Below are 15,420 nucleotides of genomic sequence, written 5' to 3' on the forward strand. Positions count from 1 at the left end.
ACAATTGGGAAGTATTAACCTAAACTTAAATTGAATGAATAGTCATTCATCGTAAAATACTGAGAGGATTTGAACCATGGCTAAACGGACCGGAGAAAAGTATGAAGCGATCATTGAGGCTGCCATTCGCGTGATCGCGAAATATGGCTATCACAATGCACAGGTGTCAAAGATCGCCCGTGAAGCCAAGGTGGCAGACGGTACCATTTACTTATACTTTGAAAACAAAGATGATGTACTGATCTCTTTGTTCAGTGAAAAAATGGGTTCTTTCATCACCAAGGTTGAAGAGGAGCTCAAACAGATTAAATCCCCCTCAGATCAGCTCTATAAACTGATTCAACTTCATTTTCAGCATTTGGAGCGGGATCATGAGCTCGCCCTTGTCACCCAGATCGAATTGAGGCAGTCCAATCCTGAAGTGCGCAAGGGGATTGGGGAGATCTTGAAAAGGTATTTGAATGTGATTGACCAGATCATCGAGCGTGGTATCGAAACAGGCATTTTCCGCAGCGATCTCGATGTGCGCATCACAAGGAAAATGATTTTCGGGACGTTGGATGAGACGGTGACATCATGGATTATGAACAACCATAAATACAGTTTGCTCGATCAAGTGGATGAGATTCACCGTTTGTTCATCTCTGGTATGGGGGATTAAAGAAAATCTTCGCGTAAGGTTAGGGGGAGAGTAACCATGAACATCCTTGTTTGCCTCAAACAGACTTTTGACACCGAAGAGCGCATTACCATTGAGAATGGCCGCATCAGCGAAGACGGGGTGGAGTTTGTCATCAACCCTTATGATGAATATGCCGTGGAAGAAGCCATTCGCCTCAAGGAGAAGCACGGCGGCGAGGTGACGGTGATCACGATCGGGCCGGAGCGCGCGGAACAAGCTTTGCGCACGGCGATGGCGATGGGTGCTGACAAAGGGGTGATCGTGGACATCGAAGAATTGGAAGAAGAGCCGGATGAACATACCATTGCAAAAATCCTGGCTGCCACCATCAAGGAAGAGGATCTCGCCTTCGATATTATCCTGTGCGGTTATATGGCCGTGGATGACGGCTCGGCACAAGTGGGGCCGCGTTTGGCAGAGCTTTTGGAAATCCCCCATATTTCCACTATTACCAAGCTGGATATCGATGGGAACAAAGTGTCGGTGGAAAAAGATGTGGAGGGGGATGTCGAGCTGATTCACTCCAGTCTTCCGATCCTGGTCACGGCCCAACAGGGGCTGAACGACCCGCGTTATCCTTCGCTTCCGGGTATTATGAAAGCAAAAAAGAAACCGCTTACGCGCTTGGAATTGGATGATCTCGATCTGGACGAAGAAGAGATCGCTGCCAAAACGGAAACGATCGATGTCTTCCTTCCGCCGAAAAAACAAGCGGGGAAAATCCTGCAAGGGGATATTAAAGACCAAGCAAAAGAACTGGTTCAACTGCTTAGGAACGAAGCGAAAGTGATTTAACAGCGAGGGGGAACGAATTCATGAGCAGAAACGTACTTGTGTTGGCCGATGTCCGCGATGGCAAATTGCGCAACGTGAGTCTGGAATCCCTGGCGGCAGCCCGTAAAGTGGCAGAAGGAGGGAGCGTGACAGCCGCCGTGTTTGGCAGCTTTGCCAAAGACCTGGTTGATCCGCTTGCCGAGCATGGGGCTGACAAAGTACTCGTCGTTACCAATCATGAATTGGATCAGTATACGACCGATGGTTATTTCGCCGCCTTTAAAAAGGTGATTGAACATATAAACCCGGATGTGATCTTCACCGGGCATACCGCCGTCGGCAAAGATCTGTCCCCGCGAATTGCGGCACGCTTGGGATTGGGGCTTGTTTCCGACGTGACCAGAGTTGAGCTTGAAGAAGGACGAATCGTCTTTACCCGGCCGATCTATGCCGGAAAAGCGTTTGTGAAGAAAGTGTTCAAAGAAGGTACGGTTTTTGCCACGCTTCGGCCCAACAATATTGAAAAGGGAGAAGCGGATTCAGGGCGCAAGGCCAACGTTGAGGAATTGCGAGTAGATGTACCGGCTGATCTCTTGCGCACCATTGTAAAAGATGTGGTTAAAAAATCGACTGACGGAGTCGATCTTTCCGAAGCAAGAATCATTGTTTCTGGCGGGCGCGGTGTCAAAAGCGCAGACGGTTTCAAGCCGCTGGAGGAATTGGCCAGCCTTCTCGGAGGTGCTGTCGGGGCTTCGCGCGGTGCCTGCGATTCCGGTTATTGTGATTATGCCCTGCAGATCGGGCAGACCGGGAAAGTGGTTACACCTGATTTGTACATTGCATGCGGAATTTCCGGGGCGATTCAGCATCTGGCGGGCATGTCAAACTCCAAAGTGATCGTGGCCATCAACAAAGATCCGGAAGCACCGATATTCCAGGTGGCTGATTACGGGATCGTCGGCGATTTGTTTGAAGTGGTCCCTCTGTTGACAGAGGAGTTTAAAAAACTGCTCGCCCAGAATTAAAAATCATCAGCAATCATTCGCAAGCTGGAGCACAATATGATTATTGTGCTCTTTGCTGTATTGTCACCGTCTGGAATGGTTGTAACTTTTTTTTTTCAAGTGGTATACTATCTCTGTAGAACAGTCTATATGGCTTGTTCGGTTTGCAGGTTTGCAACAGATTATGAGGAGGATTTTTCAAATGGCTATTGTAGAAATTACAGATCAAACTTTTAATAAAGAAGTCGAATCTGCTGATGCCGGTTCGGTGTTGGTCGATTTTTGGGCACCATGGTGCGGTCCGTGCCGCATGTTGGCTCCGATCCTGGAAGAAGTGGACGGTGAAATGGGCGATCAGGTGAAAATCGTAAAAGTGAATGTGGATAACAGCCCGGAAACAGCCGGCAAGTTCGGGGTAATGAGCATTCCGACCCTGATGCTCTTCAAAAACGGCGAAATGGTTTCCAAAGCCGTCGGGCTGCAACCGAAAGAACAACTGGTTGCCTGGATTAAAGAGCACATCTAAACCGGAACAAAAGCGATTTATAAGAAAAAATGCCACCAGAGCCAAGCTGGTGGCATTTTACTATTCATCGTCTTTGCGCTCGGTTGACGGGGAATCCGGATCAGATTTCTTAATGGAAAAGGAAACATCCGCATCGTCTGTTGCCGGGGCGGCAGGTTCGGCCTCCACATTGACAATCAATGGGCGCAAATATTTATGATATCGATAGGCGATCATCAAAGTGATGATCATCATGATGAACGGAGTGATTGCGATCTGGAGCAGGAACTGAATCAGCTCCATCACAGCGAGCACACCCTGATTTCCCGAATTTCCGAGAAAGACGAAGACAAAGCTGACCAGTAAGTAAACAACCACGATTGCAACAGTCAACAACATGGCGAAGAAGAAACTTCCAAACACCCGGCCGAACGCTTTGGTGAAAAGCCGGAAGGATTTTTTGAGTGATAAGATCACGTCAGTATCTTCGCTGATCAGAATATAGGGAGCATGCATGAAGGCCAGGCCCAAAATGAAGAAACCGATCAGTCCGATCAGAATCAATAATGCGCCGATGACAGGCGAATTCATCCCGGCTGCGATAATTCCGATTAACAGCAGCAAGCCTGGCACGAGATATGCTAAACTAGACAAGAGGTATACGAGAAAGGCTTTCAGCATGTATTTGAAGCCTTTGCTGAAATATGTAGAGATGTCTGATTTGTTTTCCGCGACAGCCTGGACGGCGACGCTGATCGACCCGGCGTTTTGAAATGCTTCGAGAAGCAAGTACAAAATCCCGCCGATGAGCAGAAACAGGAGCAGGATCAATAACGTGCCGGACGAGAAAAAGGAATCGAGCATCGGGATGATCTCGTCACCGGTCATGGTGTCCAGACTGATTCCCGATGGCAGTGATCCGACCAGGAGAGCACCGCCGACAATCATGAGCGCAAAGAAGAAGAGAACAAAAATAAAGGCTCCAACAATGCCGACCGCAAGCGATCCGACCAGGTTGGAGAGCCATACTTTGACTCCGTGCTGACGCAGAATATCGGAAAAACGTAACACGAAGAAAATTCCTCCTTTAGTTAAGATAAGATAAATATACCATGTTTGCATATCTAGATAACCAATAATATTTTAAAGTTTTTTATATGTTGAAAGAGGGGTATCATGGGACTGATTCAGGATAAGCTGGCTCTTTTGCCCGAGCAACCGGGATGCTACCTGATGAAAAATAAAGATGGGGAAATTATTTATGTCGGCAAGGCAAAGAGCTTGAAAAACCGGGTTCGTTCTTACTTTACCGGCAGTCATGACGGAAAAACGCAACGATTGGTCATGGATATCGCCGATTTTGAATATATCGTGACCGGCAGCCCTCTGGAAGCTCTCATCTTGGAGTGCAATCTGATCAAGAAGCACCGGCCGCGTTACAATATCATGCTGAAGGATGACAAGTCTTACCCTTACCTGCGCCTGACCAAGGAGCGTCACCCGCGCCTGGAAGTGACGCGAAATCTGAAGAAAGACGGTTCACGGTATTTTGGCCCTTATCCCCATGCAGGGGCGGCGCAGCACACCAAAAAATTACTTGATCGCTTGTTTCCGCTCAGAAAGTGCAAAACGATTCCCAAACGCGTTTGTTTGTATTACCATATGGGGCAATGCTTGGCTCCCTGTGAATTTGAAGTGAATAAAGAGGAGTATGAAGCGATCACTCAAAAGATTACCCGCTTTTTGAATGGCGGTTATCCGGAACTGAAGCGGGAGCTGAAGAAAAAGATGGGAGAAGCAGCCGAAAGGCTGGAGTTTGAGCGGGCCAAAGAGTACCGGGATCTGCTCCGGGATATTGAGGCGACGATGGAGAAGCAAAACATTGTCTTTCAGGATCAAATTGATCGTGACGTGTTTGGTTATGCGGCCGAAAAGGGGCTTATGTGTGTTCAGGTCTTTTTCGTGCGCCAGGGGAAATTGATCGAGCGCGAAGTTTCCATTTTCCCTCACCATCAAGAGCCGGAAGAGGATTTTTTGACGTTTGTCGCCCAGTTTTACCACGAAATGCCCGGCCTGCCGAAGGAGATTCACCTGCCACAGGGAATCGATCTCGAACTATTACAGGGTCTTTTGCCCGAGGTTCACGTGCAGATTCCGCAGCGCGGGGTGAAGGCAAATCTGGTGAACATGGCGATGGAAAATGCACGGATCGCTCTCAAGGAGCGGTTCCAACTGATGGAAAGAGACGAAGAGAAAACCGTCCGCGCCCTGGAGAATTTGGCAGAAGTTCTTGGCATCGGATTGCCGCGCCGCATTGAAGCTTTTGACAACTCCAACATTCAGGGAACCGATCCCGTTTCAGCGATGGTGTGCTTCATTGACGGAAAACCGGCGAAAAAGGAGTACCGAAAGTTTAAAATCCGCACAGTCGACCAGCCGGATGATGTGAAAACGATGCGGGAAGTGATCCGGCGGCGCTATACCCGCGTGTTGAAGGAAAATCTTCCGTTGCCGGATCTGATTCTGGTCGATGGCGGAAAGGGACAGATCAACGCGGCGCGTGATGTGCTTGAAAACGAGCTCGGCCTTTATATTCCGTTGGCCGGTATGGTAAAAGACGACAAACACCGGACGGCGGGGCTAATCGCCGGGGATCCGCCGCAAAATGTGAATTTAAAGCGGGGGAGTCAAGAATTTTATCTGATCGGGCGCATTCAGGAAGAGGTTCACCGCTTTGCCATCACCTTCCACCGGCAGACGAGGGGGAAACACCTGCTCGAATCGGCACTGGACAAGATTCCCGGAATTGGGCCCAAGCGGAAGCAGCAACTGTATCGTCATTTTGGCTCCATCGCTAAAATGAGGGAAGCATCCGTCGAGGAGTTTCGCAAAGCGGGAATCGGGGATAAGCTGGCGCATACGATCAAGGAATCACTGCGCAATACAGAGTAACCTGCTCTTTGCATCGCAAGGGGCGGGACTTTTTTATTTCAAACATTTTATGATTATTTTTTTGATAACTTGTATCATTTTTACATTTGCTATATCTTTTTTTTAGGGGATCAATTTCAATTTCTGAAACTTTTTCCTTTTGCCCGCTGGTATAATAGAATTAAACCATTTTGCCGGGAGGTTGCCATGACAGGATCAGATAAGCAGCTACATAAACTGGAGACGATGGATCCGCTTGAATTTTTGGGCCAGTTCACAGGCGGACAGCCTGTTGCCAAACCGCTGGGCCAGTTGGTTTATGACCTGAAAAAAAATTATGCTTTCTCCAATGGTGTGATCAATGCTTTGTTTCAGGTATGCCTGGAGGAAAATGATTATAAAATCGTTCGTTCCCATGTGATGAACATGGCAGAGCGGCTGGGGGCGGCAATGGTGCGAACCGCGCAGGATGTTTTTGCTTATCTGCAGGCAGATTCCAGGCAAAGCAAAACCGGGAACAGACAGAAAACGCGAAATTTCGACAGTTTTAACTCTGAATATGTGGAGACCAATATCGCCCTGATTGCCAGACAACTTCATGAAGTGCGCCAGGAAGTGAATATCCGGTTCCAGCAGATTCAAAAACAGCTGGACCGCATCGAAAGCCAGTTGGGGCAATTGACAGATTTGTTTAAATAACGGAAAGCCAAATCCAACGATCGTTATGTTCAACTTTGCATAGCGGTCTTTTTTGCTTTATGGAGAGGGTTGCCCAGGCGAAGGTTTTTTTTGCTTTTTGCAGAACGCCATAAGAGGATATAGAAATTTTCTATCTTGAACTCATCGACTATGCAGGAAAGGAAGGAAAGAATGATGAGAACGGGAGTGGTGATCGGAGGGGGAGTAGCGGGACTTGTTACGGCCATCCAGTTAGCCGCCCGCGGAGTAAAAGTGACGCTCTTTGAAAAAGAAGCGGCCTTGGGCGGGAGATTTCGCTCTGTGCAGGCGGGGGATTACTTTTTCGATACGGGTTCCTCAACGGTTCTGATGCCCTGGGTTTTTGAACGCTTCATGCGTCAGTCAGGAGAGTCTGAGCCATTGCCCTTTGTTCCGCTTGAGGTCAACAGCCGCCATTTTTTTTATAACAAAACCATTGTTGATTTATCGGCAGACCCTGATATTATGGCTGAACAGCTGGACGGGTTTTCACCGGAGGACCGGCAGGGGTTTCTCGATTATCTCACAGAAACAGGCCGGCTCTATGAGACGGTGGAAGAGTGGATGCTGGAAGAGAGCGGAGGGCAGGGCGGTAAACGGTTTTCGGCGAAGTGGCTCAAAGCGTGGTTTTCCATTCATCCTTTTGTTTCCCTCGACTCGTTTCATCGCCGCTTTTTCTCAGATCCCCGTTTGATTGCCATGATGAATCGTTTGGTGACCGGCGGCCGGGTTTCACCCTATGAAGCCCCTTCGTTTCTTTCCTTTATCGCTTATTTGCATCTGGTGCAAGGAACCTGTTTTGTGGAAGGGGGGAGCGGCCGGTTGATTGAGCTGTTGGAGAAACGGGCCAGATCGCTGGGGGTTGCGATTCATCTGAACTGTCCGGTGGAAAGGATTCTTGTCTCCGGCAGCCATGTGGCAGGGGTCCGGGCAAAAGAAGAGAACTGGAGCGCGCAATTGGTGGTTTCCGCCGTTGACAATATACAGACACAAACGGAATTGCTCGAACGAACGAAGGTCAAGCACTCAGACCAGCCGGGCAGTTCCGCTTTTCTCTGCCTGTGGGGCGTCAAGCAGCCGTTTCCTTTTTTGCACCATCACAATTATTTTTATCCGAGCGATTACTGGCGGCATGATATTGACTTGTTTGATCAGCAAAGATGGACGGAGTCGCCCATTATCTATGTGGGGAATCCATCTGCTTCCGGACAGGGGAGAGTGGCGACGGAAAGCCGTTTGCATGTGAAGGTGAACGTGCCGCTTCGGAAGATGGACAATGAGAAGCCGTCTTACACCGCTTATCGCGATCTTTTGCTTTTTCTGCTGGAAAAGGTGTGGGGGTTGAAAGGATTGGAGGAATCCTTGGAAGTGGAAGAGGTATATGGGCCGGATGAGTTGGATTTACGGATTGGTACGCAGGAGGCGGTATCGCCCGGGAAAATGGTCCGTCGTTTCCGGCCCCGGTTCCACGATCCGATCCGGGACCGGCAGATAAAAGGGCTTTACTATACGAGTTCTGTGGCCGATTTTGCCGAAGATCCTTCCTTTGCCGCATTGGGTGGTATTCGGACGGCAAAGCGGATCGAGGAGGATTGGAAGGGGGAAATGAGAGCCGGAGCAGTCAGGTGAGTGCAGCTTTTATAAGATGATGTGCATGATTATTCATTTTTGCTGAGGATCACTCGTGGACACACATGCTGCCGGAAAAAATCGAGCGCCGGTGATTGGAGGCGGCCCTGAAACCGGAACCGAAAGTTGCTTTCATGGAAAAGCATCTTGCAAAATCGCTTGAGACTTGCCCCGATCCAAACATTCTGCGGTGATATTTGCTGCCGTTTGCACGTGAGCGCCGCTGATGGGATCGACAGGGAAAAGGAAATAAATGAGACCAAAATTCTATTATTGCGTATAAATATTGGATATGTTATCATCTGAACAACAATTGAAATGAAATGACTCGCTGATCATGTGGAATAGAGGTGCGGCTTTTATCAGTACTTGTCTGGAGTTCGGGGACGAGGAAGGACAGGGAAAGGAAAATGCCGCCGAAGTTTGTTTTGGGTTGCCGGCCCGAAGCAGGCTGGTACCGTGCCCGAACAGGGGCGGTATTGTCACAGAAGCCACTGCTTTTGTGGAGCGCTAATCCGCAGGGAACGAGCGAACTGGAGCATTGGTAGGTACAAGGCGACAGCTAGCGACTCTCTGCTGTGGCCTTCTGTTTTTTTTCAGGAGAGTAGTGGATGAGCGAGTACCGAGCAGAGAGGAGAGGAACAATGAGCATCGTCGTGCAAAAATTTGGCGGCACCTCAGTCGGCAGCATCGAGCGCATTCGTGCCGTGGCAGAGATCGTTGCGAAAACGGCGGCAAAAGGACACCAGTGCGTAGTCGTGGTTTCGGCCATGGGGAAATCAACAGACCAGCTTGTCGCAATGGCGAAAGAAATCAGTGAAAATCCTTCACCTAGGGAGATGGACATGCTCTTGACGACGGGGGAGCAAGTGAGCATCGCCTTGCTGTCGATGGCACTGCAGGAAAAGGGGCTGAAGGCCCGTTCGATGACGGGATGGCAGGCCGGGATTGAAACCGATCACGTTCACGGGAAAGCGATGGTTCGCCATGTGAACACGGATGCGATTCTGAACTGCCTGAATCGGGGCGAAGTGGTTGTCGTGGCCGGTTTCCAGGGGCTCTCCCCAAACAGCGAGATCACGACGCTCGGGCGCGGAGGTTCCGACACGACTGCGGTGGTCTTGGCGGCGGCCCTGAAAGCAGAGTATTGCGAGATTTATACTGATGTCACCGGCGTCTTTACGGCTGATCCCCGGATTGTTCCCAGCGCGAGAAAGATGGAAGAGATCTCGTATGAAGAGATGCTGGAGCTGGCGCATTTGGGCGCGGGGGTGCTGCATCCCCGTTCCGTCGAGGCAGCGCTCATCAATCAGGTTGATCTGATCGTGCGCTCCAGCTTTGTCGATGAACCGGGAACTTGGGTGAAGGAGGAAAGCACAATGGAACAGGAATTAAATGTGAGAGGGATCGCTCACGATCTCAATGTGGCCAGGATTAAAGTATTGGGATTGCCCAACCATGAACATACATTAACCCGGTTGTTCAGTCTTCTGGCCGACGCGCACATCAATGTGGATATTATCGTGCAAAGTGAACATGATCAGGAAACCATCGATGTCGCCTTCAGCGTCGCCGAAAACGAGGGAGCGGAAGCAGAGCGGGTTCTGCAAAGCGCTAAAGAGGAGCTGAACTTTGTCAAAATTTTGGCGGAGTCCGGTTTGGCCAAGGTATCAGCGGTAGGGGTAGGCATGATGACCAAGCCGGGGGTTGCCGCCAAAATGTTTTCCTGCTTGAGTGAAGCCGGAGTCCGGGTCAAAATGGTTTCCACATCTGAAATCAAAATCTCGTGCGTAATTGACCGTGAACTTGCAAAAACGGCGGTTCAGCGGCTTCACACTGCGTTTGGGCTGGATGGGCACAAGGAAACGGCGTCGGGAAAAAAAGAATTAAACCCTTCCGTTGTGTAAAGATCATTTGACCGGCATTCACCTGGTTGCAGGTGAACCTGCCGGTTTTTTTATGGAATCGGCTTGACTGAAAACAATTGTTTAAGGGATGATTAAAATGATTAAGAAATTGCATTATATATGAAAATATTTTTTTATTCAGATGCCCGTTGCCTTGGAGGTGGAAAGCTTGCTGCGCTACATTTTGGGCCGCATTGTTCAGATGGTGGTTACGCTGTGGGTAATTGCGACCATCACCTTTCTCATGATGAAAGCGATTCCGGGAGACCCTTTTTCAAGCGATAAAAAACTTCCGGAAGAAGTGCTTCACAACCTGCGGGCGTACTATCACCTGGATGAACCCGTTTCGGTTCAATATTTGGTGTATATGAAGGATTTACTCACCTTTGATTTGGGATTTTCGATAAAAGATCAGACCCGGACGGTGAATGACATTATTGCTGACGGTTTTCCGGTTTCCGCGCAACTGGGAGCACAAGCGCTGGTCGTGGCCATCATTGCCGGCGTCATTCTCGGCGCAGTGGCCGCCCTTCGGCAAAATCGCTTGACGGACTATGCGGCAATGGTTATGGCCGTCCTGGGGATTTCGATTCCCAGTTTTGTGTTGGCTCCCCTGCTCCAGAAGTATCTGGGAGTCGAATGGGAATTGCTGCCCGTGGCCAGATGGGAGGGATTCACCTCGACCATCATGCCGACCATCACCCTGGCGGCCTTACCGCTGGCGACCATAACGCGGTTAATGCGCGCGAGCATGGTGGAAGTGCTGACCCAGGATTATATCCGGACCGCCCGGGCCAAAGGGCTGCCACCCGGCCGGGTGATTTTGCGGCATACCCTGCGCAATTCCATCTTGCCGGTGGTGACAATTCTCGGCCCGATTTCCGTAGGGGTATTGACAGGCAGCTTTGTAATTGAAAACATTTTTTCCATGCCGGGAATCGGCCGGTATTTTGTCGACAGCATTTCCAATCGCGATTATCCGATGATCATGGGCATCACCCTGTTTTATTCCGCCTTGCTCATCTTTGTCAACTTTCTGGTGGATCTCGCTTACGGCTGGATTGATCCGCGGATTCAGATCACGAAAAAGGGGGAGAGGTAAAGTGGAACCGGCAACCGATCAAACGCGTTTTCTTCCCTCTGTCCGGTCGCGTACCGAACTGGAAAAGATCAGCCGCCCGCATACAACCTATTGGCAGGATGTTTGGCGGAGGCTGAGAAAAAACATTCTGGCGATGACCGGACTTGTCCTGATATTGCTGATCGCCCTGATGTCCATTTTCGGTCCGATGATCTCCCCTTATGATTACAGTGATCAAAACTTGAAAGACGGCATCAATCTGGAACCTTCCGGCGAGCATTGGTTCGGGACGGACGATTTGGGGCGGGATGTTTTTGTCCGCGTCTGCGAAGGGGGACGAATCTCCCTGACGATCGGGCTGATGGCCGCATTGATCGATCTGCTGATCGGGGTGATCTATGGAGGGATTGCCGGTTATCGGGGAGGGAGAACCGATGAAGTGATGATGCGAATCGTTGATATTTTATGGGGACTGCCTTATTTATTGACGGTCATTTTGCTCATGGTGGTCATGCCGCCGGGGTTGGGAACGATTATTCTCGCGCTGACCGTGACCGGATGGCTGAATATGGCCCGCTTGGTAAGGGGACAGGTTCTTCAGTTGAAAGAACAGGAGTTTGTGCTGGCCGCCCGGACTCTCGGAGCCGGTACAAAACGGATTTTGTTCAAGCATCTGATTCCGAATGCCATGGGCCCGATCATCATCATGCTCACCTTGACCGTCCCGTCGGCCATCTTTGCCGAAGCGTTTTTAAGTTTTTTGGGATTGGGTGTCCAGGCACCGATTGCCAGCTGGGGAACGATGATCAACGATTCACTGATCACGATTCTTTCCGGTGAATGGTGGCGCCTCTTTTTTCCCTCGTTGTTCCTCTGTATCACAATGCTTGCTTTTAACGCCCTCGGTGACGGACTGCGTGACGCGCTTGATCCGAAGATGCGCAAATAGAAAGGAAGAGAAAAATGGGGACGAATCCGCTTTTGGAGGTAAGCGATTTGCACATTTCGTTTCAGGTGGACGGCGGGGAAGTGCAGGCGGTCCGCGGTGTTACTTTTGCCTTGCACAAAGGGGAGATGCTGGCGGTAGTCGGTGAATCGGGCAGCGGCAAAAGCGTCACCGCCTTGTCGCTGATGCGGCTCATCCCTGATCCCCCGGGCCGGATCAAGCAGGGGAAAATCATGTTTGACGGCAAGGATTTGACAAAACTCTCCGAGCGGGAAATGTTTCAAATCCGTGGCTCAAAGATCGCGATGATTTTTCAGGATCCGATGACTTCCTTAAATCCGACCATGACCGTGGGAAGACAGATTATTGAAGGGATCCGCTGGCATCAGCAGACGGGCGTGACCGAAGCGAAAGAAAAAGCGGTGGAAATGCTGAAATTGGTCGGAATTCCCAATCCGGAAAAAAGATTGACGCAATACCCGCACGAATTTAGCGGCGGAATGCGCCAGCGGGTGATGATCGCCATGGCCCTCGCTTGCAATCCGCAAGTCCTGATCGCCGACGAACCGACGACGGCACTGGATGTTACGATTCAGGCCCAGATCCTGGAGCTGATGAAAAAACTTCAGCGGGAAACGGATACGGCGATTATTCTCATCACGCATGATCTGGGGGTTGTCGCGGAAACCGCAGATCGCGTTGCGGTGATGTACGGGGGACGGCTGGTGGAAACCGGCGGGGTGGAAGAAATATTTGCGGATGCGCGCCATCCCTACACCTGGGGATTACTTGATTCCATGCCACGCTTGGATCTGCCGCGTGACCGGCATCTGGAACCGATTCCCGGCTCGCCCCCCGACTTGTTCTCTCCTCCAGCCGGTTGTCCATTTGCCGACCGCTGTCCTCATGCCATGAATATCTGTCATGAAGAAATGCCGCCGGTCACCCAGATTACCTCCACCCATCAGGTTTTTTGCTGGCTGGAAGACCCGGCTGCGCCATCGGTAGAGAGGAAAAAGCGAATCATCGGCTGAGTTTCCCGAAAAGGCAGTGCATTTCTCCGATTGAGAGACAGCAGCTTGACACCCGGGCAGTTTGGCGATATGATCAGAATGATGAATGAAGAAAAATTGAAAATTCTTCTTATCCAGAGTGGCGGAGGGACTGGCCCGATGAAGCCCGGCAACCTCGCTATGATCATTAGCGGTTGGTGCCAATTCCTGCAGAACGCAGAATCGTTCTGAGAGATGAGAAGAGGCTTGAAGATAAATAGCGTGAGCAAAGAAGCCCTCTTCTTTTTGAAGAGGGTTTTCTGTTTTCATGACATAGGTCTTTTACCTAAAATCATTGGAGGAATGAGGATGTTGACACGGGCCATCAGCCGGAAAAATACAGAAAAAATCGGTTCGCTGCAATTGGAGTCCGGTGAAAAACTCGCTGAGGTGGAAGTGGCGTACGAGCTGGCGGGAAAATGGACGCTTGAAAAGGATAACGTGATTGTCGTTTGTCATGCATTGACGGGGGATACTCACACCGTCGGGGATGAACAGTCACCGGGCTGGTGGGACGGCTTGATCGGGCCTGGAGGCTATATCGACACGCAGCGGTATGCAGTGATCACCATGAACACGCTCGGCGGGTGCAACGGGAGCACGGGGCCTTCCTCACCCCATCCGGAGACAGGCACTCCTTATGGAAGCCGTTTTCCCAAAGTGACCATCCGGGATATGGTCAAGGCCCAATATATTTGCCTTGAAAAATTGGGGATCAGACACGTGAAAGCGGTGATCGGGGGATCGATGGGAGGCATGCTGGCCCTCGAATGGGCGGTGATGTACCCCGACTTTATGGACGCCTGCATTCCGATTGCGACCGGGGCAACCTTGTCCTCGCTGTCGATGGCTCATAACGAAATCGGGCGCCGGGCGATCATGCTGGATCCGCAGTGGCAAGGCGGGGATTATTACCCGGGTTCCGGCCCCCTCAACGGGTTATCGACGGCACGCATGGTGGGCATGGTCACTTACCGGACCGAAGATTTATTTGAACGGCGCTTCCGCCGGGAGGGAGAAGAAAATCCTTATTTGCAGGTTGAGAGCTATTTGCGGTACCAAGGTGAAAAACTGGTCAGCCGGTTTGATGCCAATTCCTATCTCCTGTTTCTTTCCGCAATGGACGGGCATGATATCGGGCGGGGACGCGGTGGAATCGAGAAAGCAGTCGAGATGATCCGCGCCAGGATCTTAACGATCGGGATTACGGAAGATATGTATTTTCCGGTCAGGCAGCAGCGTTCCTTTCATCAGCTTTGTTTAAATAAAGGGAAAAACGCAGTTTACCATGAATTTTCATCATATTACGGACATGATGCCTTTTTGGTGGAATTTAACCAATTTGGCCCCAAAATACGGCAATTTTTGGAGGTAAGCGGCTAGTTTCCCCCCCTTGATGGTTCCTTGACGGTACTTCCATTTCGGGAGTAAAATAAATACCGAGTTGAAACCCTTTTCTATTATTGTTATTTTGGAAGAGTTTTCAATTCTCTTTACTGCGATTATGACCTGGATTGGAGGCAAAAGATGAGCACGCAACGCAGTTTTTTCAACCGTCGGATACACTCGTTGCTGGGCGTAATACCGGTGGGCTTTTTTTTACTTGAACACTTGTATACCAACTATTACGCCACCAAAGGGGCAGGCGCTTTTGTAGAGCAGGTTAAGTGGCTTTGGCATATTCCCATCTTAACTGTTCTGGAAATCGTTTTTATTTTCTTGCCTCTTTTGTATCACGGGATTTACGGTTTGTATATCGCTTTTCGGGCGAAAAACAATGTGGGGAACTTTGGTACATTCCGCAACTGGATGTTCCTTCTGCAACGGGTTACCGGCGTGATCACGTTGATTTTCGTCATTTGGCACGTCTGGGAAACGCGGGTTCATGTGGCGCTGGATCATTTGACAGCGGAACAACTGGCGGAACTCATGGCAACGATCCTGCAAAATCCGGTTTTCCTGACCCTGTACCTGATCGGATTGATCTCCGCCGTCTTCCACTTCAGCAATGGAATGTGGGCGTTTCTCGTCAGCTGGGGGGTAACGGTCGGACCGCGCGCACAAAGGGTATCCACCTGGGTCTGGGGCGTTGTTTTCGTGATCGTTTCCTACATGGGTGTGTCTTCGCTGTTAGCATTTGCAAGACCAGAATTCATCCAACAATTGGCACAGCATTAGAAGGGAGCACATGC

Annotated in this window: 14 protein-coding genes and 2 riboswitches; of the genes, 13 read left to right on the forward strand and 1 reads right to left on the reverse strand. The window is 50.3% G+C overall.

Annotated features, from left to right (window positions below; translation table 11 throughout):
• Positions 1-76: 76 nt before the first annotated feature.
• The 4 genes from I8U17_RS13090 (at position 77) to trxA (ending at position 2,986) form a co-directional block, all read left to right on the forward strand.
• Positions 77-661 (forward strand): fatty acid metabolism transcriptional regulator FadR, encoded by a 585-nt coding sequence (locus tag I8U17_RS13090; RefSeq protein ID WP_033102104.1) that lies wholly within the window; start codon positions 77-79, stop codon positions 659-661.
• Positions 662-697: 36 nt separating this feature from the next.
• Positions 698-1,477, forward strand: a complete 780-nt coding sequence (locus I8U17_RS13095; protein WP_198059522.1) for an electron transfer flavoprotein subunit beta/FixA family protein — start codon at positions 698-700, stop codon at positions 1,475-1,477.
• A 20-nt stretch (positions 1,478-1,497) separates the two neighbouring features.
• On the forward strand, positions 1,498-2,481 hold the full coding sequence (locus tag I8U17_RS13100; RefSeq protein ID WP_033102106.1) for an electron transfer flavoprotein subunit alpha/FixB family protein: 984 nt from the start codon (positions 1,498-1,500) through the stop codon (positions 2,479-2,481).
• A 181-nt stretch (positions 2,482-2,662) separates the two neighbouring features.
• Positions 2,663-2,986: a thioredoxin gene (gene trxA, locus I8U17_RS13105; protein ID WP_033102107.1), complete on the forward strand. Its 324-nt coding sequence runs from the start codon at positions 2,663-2,665 to the stop codon at positions 2,984-2,986.
• A gap of 60 nt (positions 2,987-3,046) precedes the next feature.
• Here trxA and I8U17_RS13110 read toward each other — a convergent pair whose 3' ends face one another.
• Complete coding sequence (locus I8U17_RS13110) at positions 3,047-4,036, reverse strand: hypothetical protein (RefSeq protein WP_198055378.1); 990 nt, start codon at positions 4,034-4,036, stop codon at positions 3,047-3,049.
• Between the two features lie 105 nt (positions 4,037-4,141).
• Here I8U17_RS13110 and uvrC point away from each other — a divergent pair, with 105 nt between their 5' ends.
• The 9 genes from uvrC to I8U17_RS13160 all read left to right on the forward strand — a co-directional run bounded on the left by uvrC (position 4,142) and on the right by I8U17_RS13160 (position 15,406).
• Positions 4,142-5,917: an excinuclease ABC subunit UvrC gene (gene uvrC / locus I8U17_RS13115; RefSeq protein ID WP_232331094.1), complete on the forward strand. Its 1,776-nt coding sequence runs from the start codon at positions 4,142-4,144 to the stop codon at positions 5,915-5,917.
• 186 nt (positions 5,918-6,103) lie between these two features.
• Entirely contained in the window at positions 6,104-6,595 is a 492-nt protein-coding gene (locus I8U17_RS13120; RefSeq protein ID WP_198055377.1) for a replication initiation and membrane attachment family protein, read from the forward strand.
• A 174-nt stretch (positions 6,596-6,769) separates the two neighbouring features.
• Entirely contained in the window at positions 6,770-8,242 is a 1,473-nt protein-coding gene (locus I8U17_RS13125; protein ID WP_198055376.1) for a phytoene desaturase family protein, read from the forward strand.
• 337 nt (positions 8,243-8,579) lie between these two features.
• Positions 8,580-8,763, forward strand: a riboswitch (Lysine riboswitch).
• Between the two features lie 123 nt (positions 8,764-8,886).
• Positions 8,887-10,149: an aspartate kinase gene (locus I8U17_RS13135; RefSeq protein ID WP_198059532.1), complete on the forward strand. Its 1,263-nt coding sequence runs from the start codon at positions 8,887-8,889 to the stop codon at positions 10,147-10,149.
• A gap of 142 nt (positions 10,150-10,291) precedes the next feature.
• Positions 10,292-11,251, forward strand: coding sequence for an ABC transporter permease (locus tag I8U17_RS13140; protein WP_052154403.1), 960 nt, complete (start codon positions 10,292-10,294; stop codon positions 11,249-11,251).
• Between the two features lies 1 nt (position 11,252).
• Complete coding sequence (locus tag I8U17_RS13145; RefSeq protein WP_033102112.1) at positions 11,253-12,179, forward strand: ABC transporter permease; 927 nt, start codon at positions 11,253-11,255, stop codon at positions 12,177-12,179.
• A gap of 14 nt (positions 12,180-12,193) precedes the next feature.
• Positions 12,194-13,210 carry an ABC transporter ATP-binding protein gene (locus I8U17_RS13150; protein WP_033102113.1) on the forward strand — a complete coding sequence of 339 codons (1,017 nt, stop codon included), beginning with the start codon at positions 12,194-12,196 and terminating at the stop codon, positions 13,208-13,210.
• 106 nt (positions 13,211-13,316) lie between these two features.
• Positions 13,317-13,430: riboswitch (SAM riboswitch) on the forward strand.
• 107 nt (positions 13,431-13,537) lie between these two features.
• Positions 13,538-14,611: a homoserine O-acetyltransferase MetX gene (gene metX, locus I8U17_RS13155; RefSeq protein ID WP_198055373.1), complete on the forward strand. Its 1,074-nt coding sequence runs from the start codon at positions 13,538-13,540 to the stop codon at positions 14,609-14,611.
• 144 nt (positions 14,612-14,755) lie between these two features.
• Positions 14,756-15,406: a succinate dehydrogenase cytochrome b558 subunit gene (locus tag I8U17_RS13160; protein WP_033102115.1), complete on the forward strand. Its 651-nt coding sequence runs from the start codon at positions 14,756-14,758 to the stop codon at positions 15,404-15,406.
• The last annotated feature ends 14 nt before the right edge of the window (positions 15,407-15,420 follow it).

The organism is Thermoactinomyces sp. CICC 10521, from assembly GCF_016055135.1.
In the GTDB taxonomy this organism is placed as follows: domain Bacteria; phylum Bacillota; class Bacilli; order Thermoactinomycetales; family Thermoactinomycetaceae; genus Thermoactinomyces_A; species Thermoactinomyces_A daqus.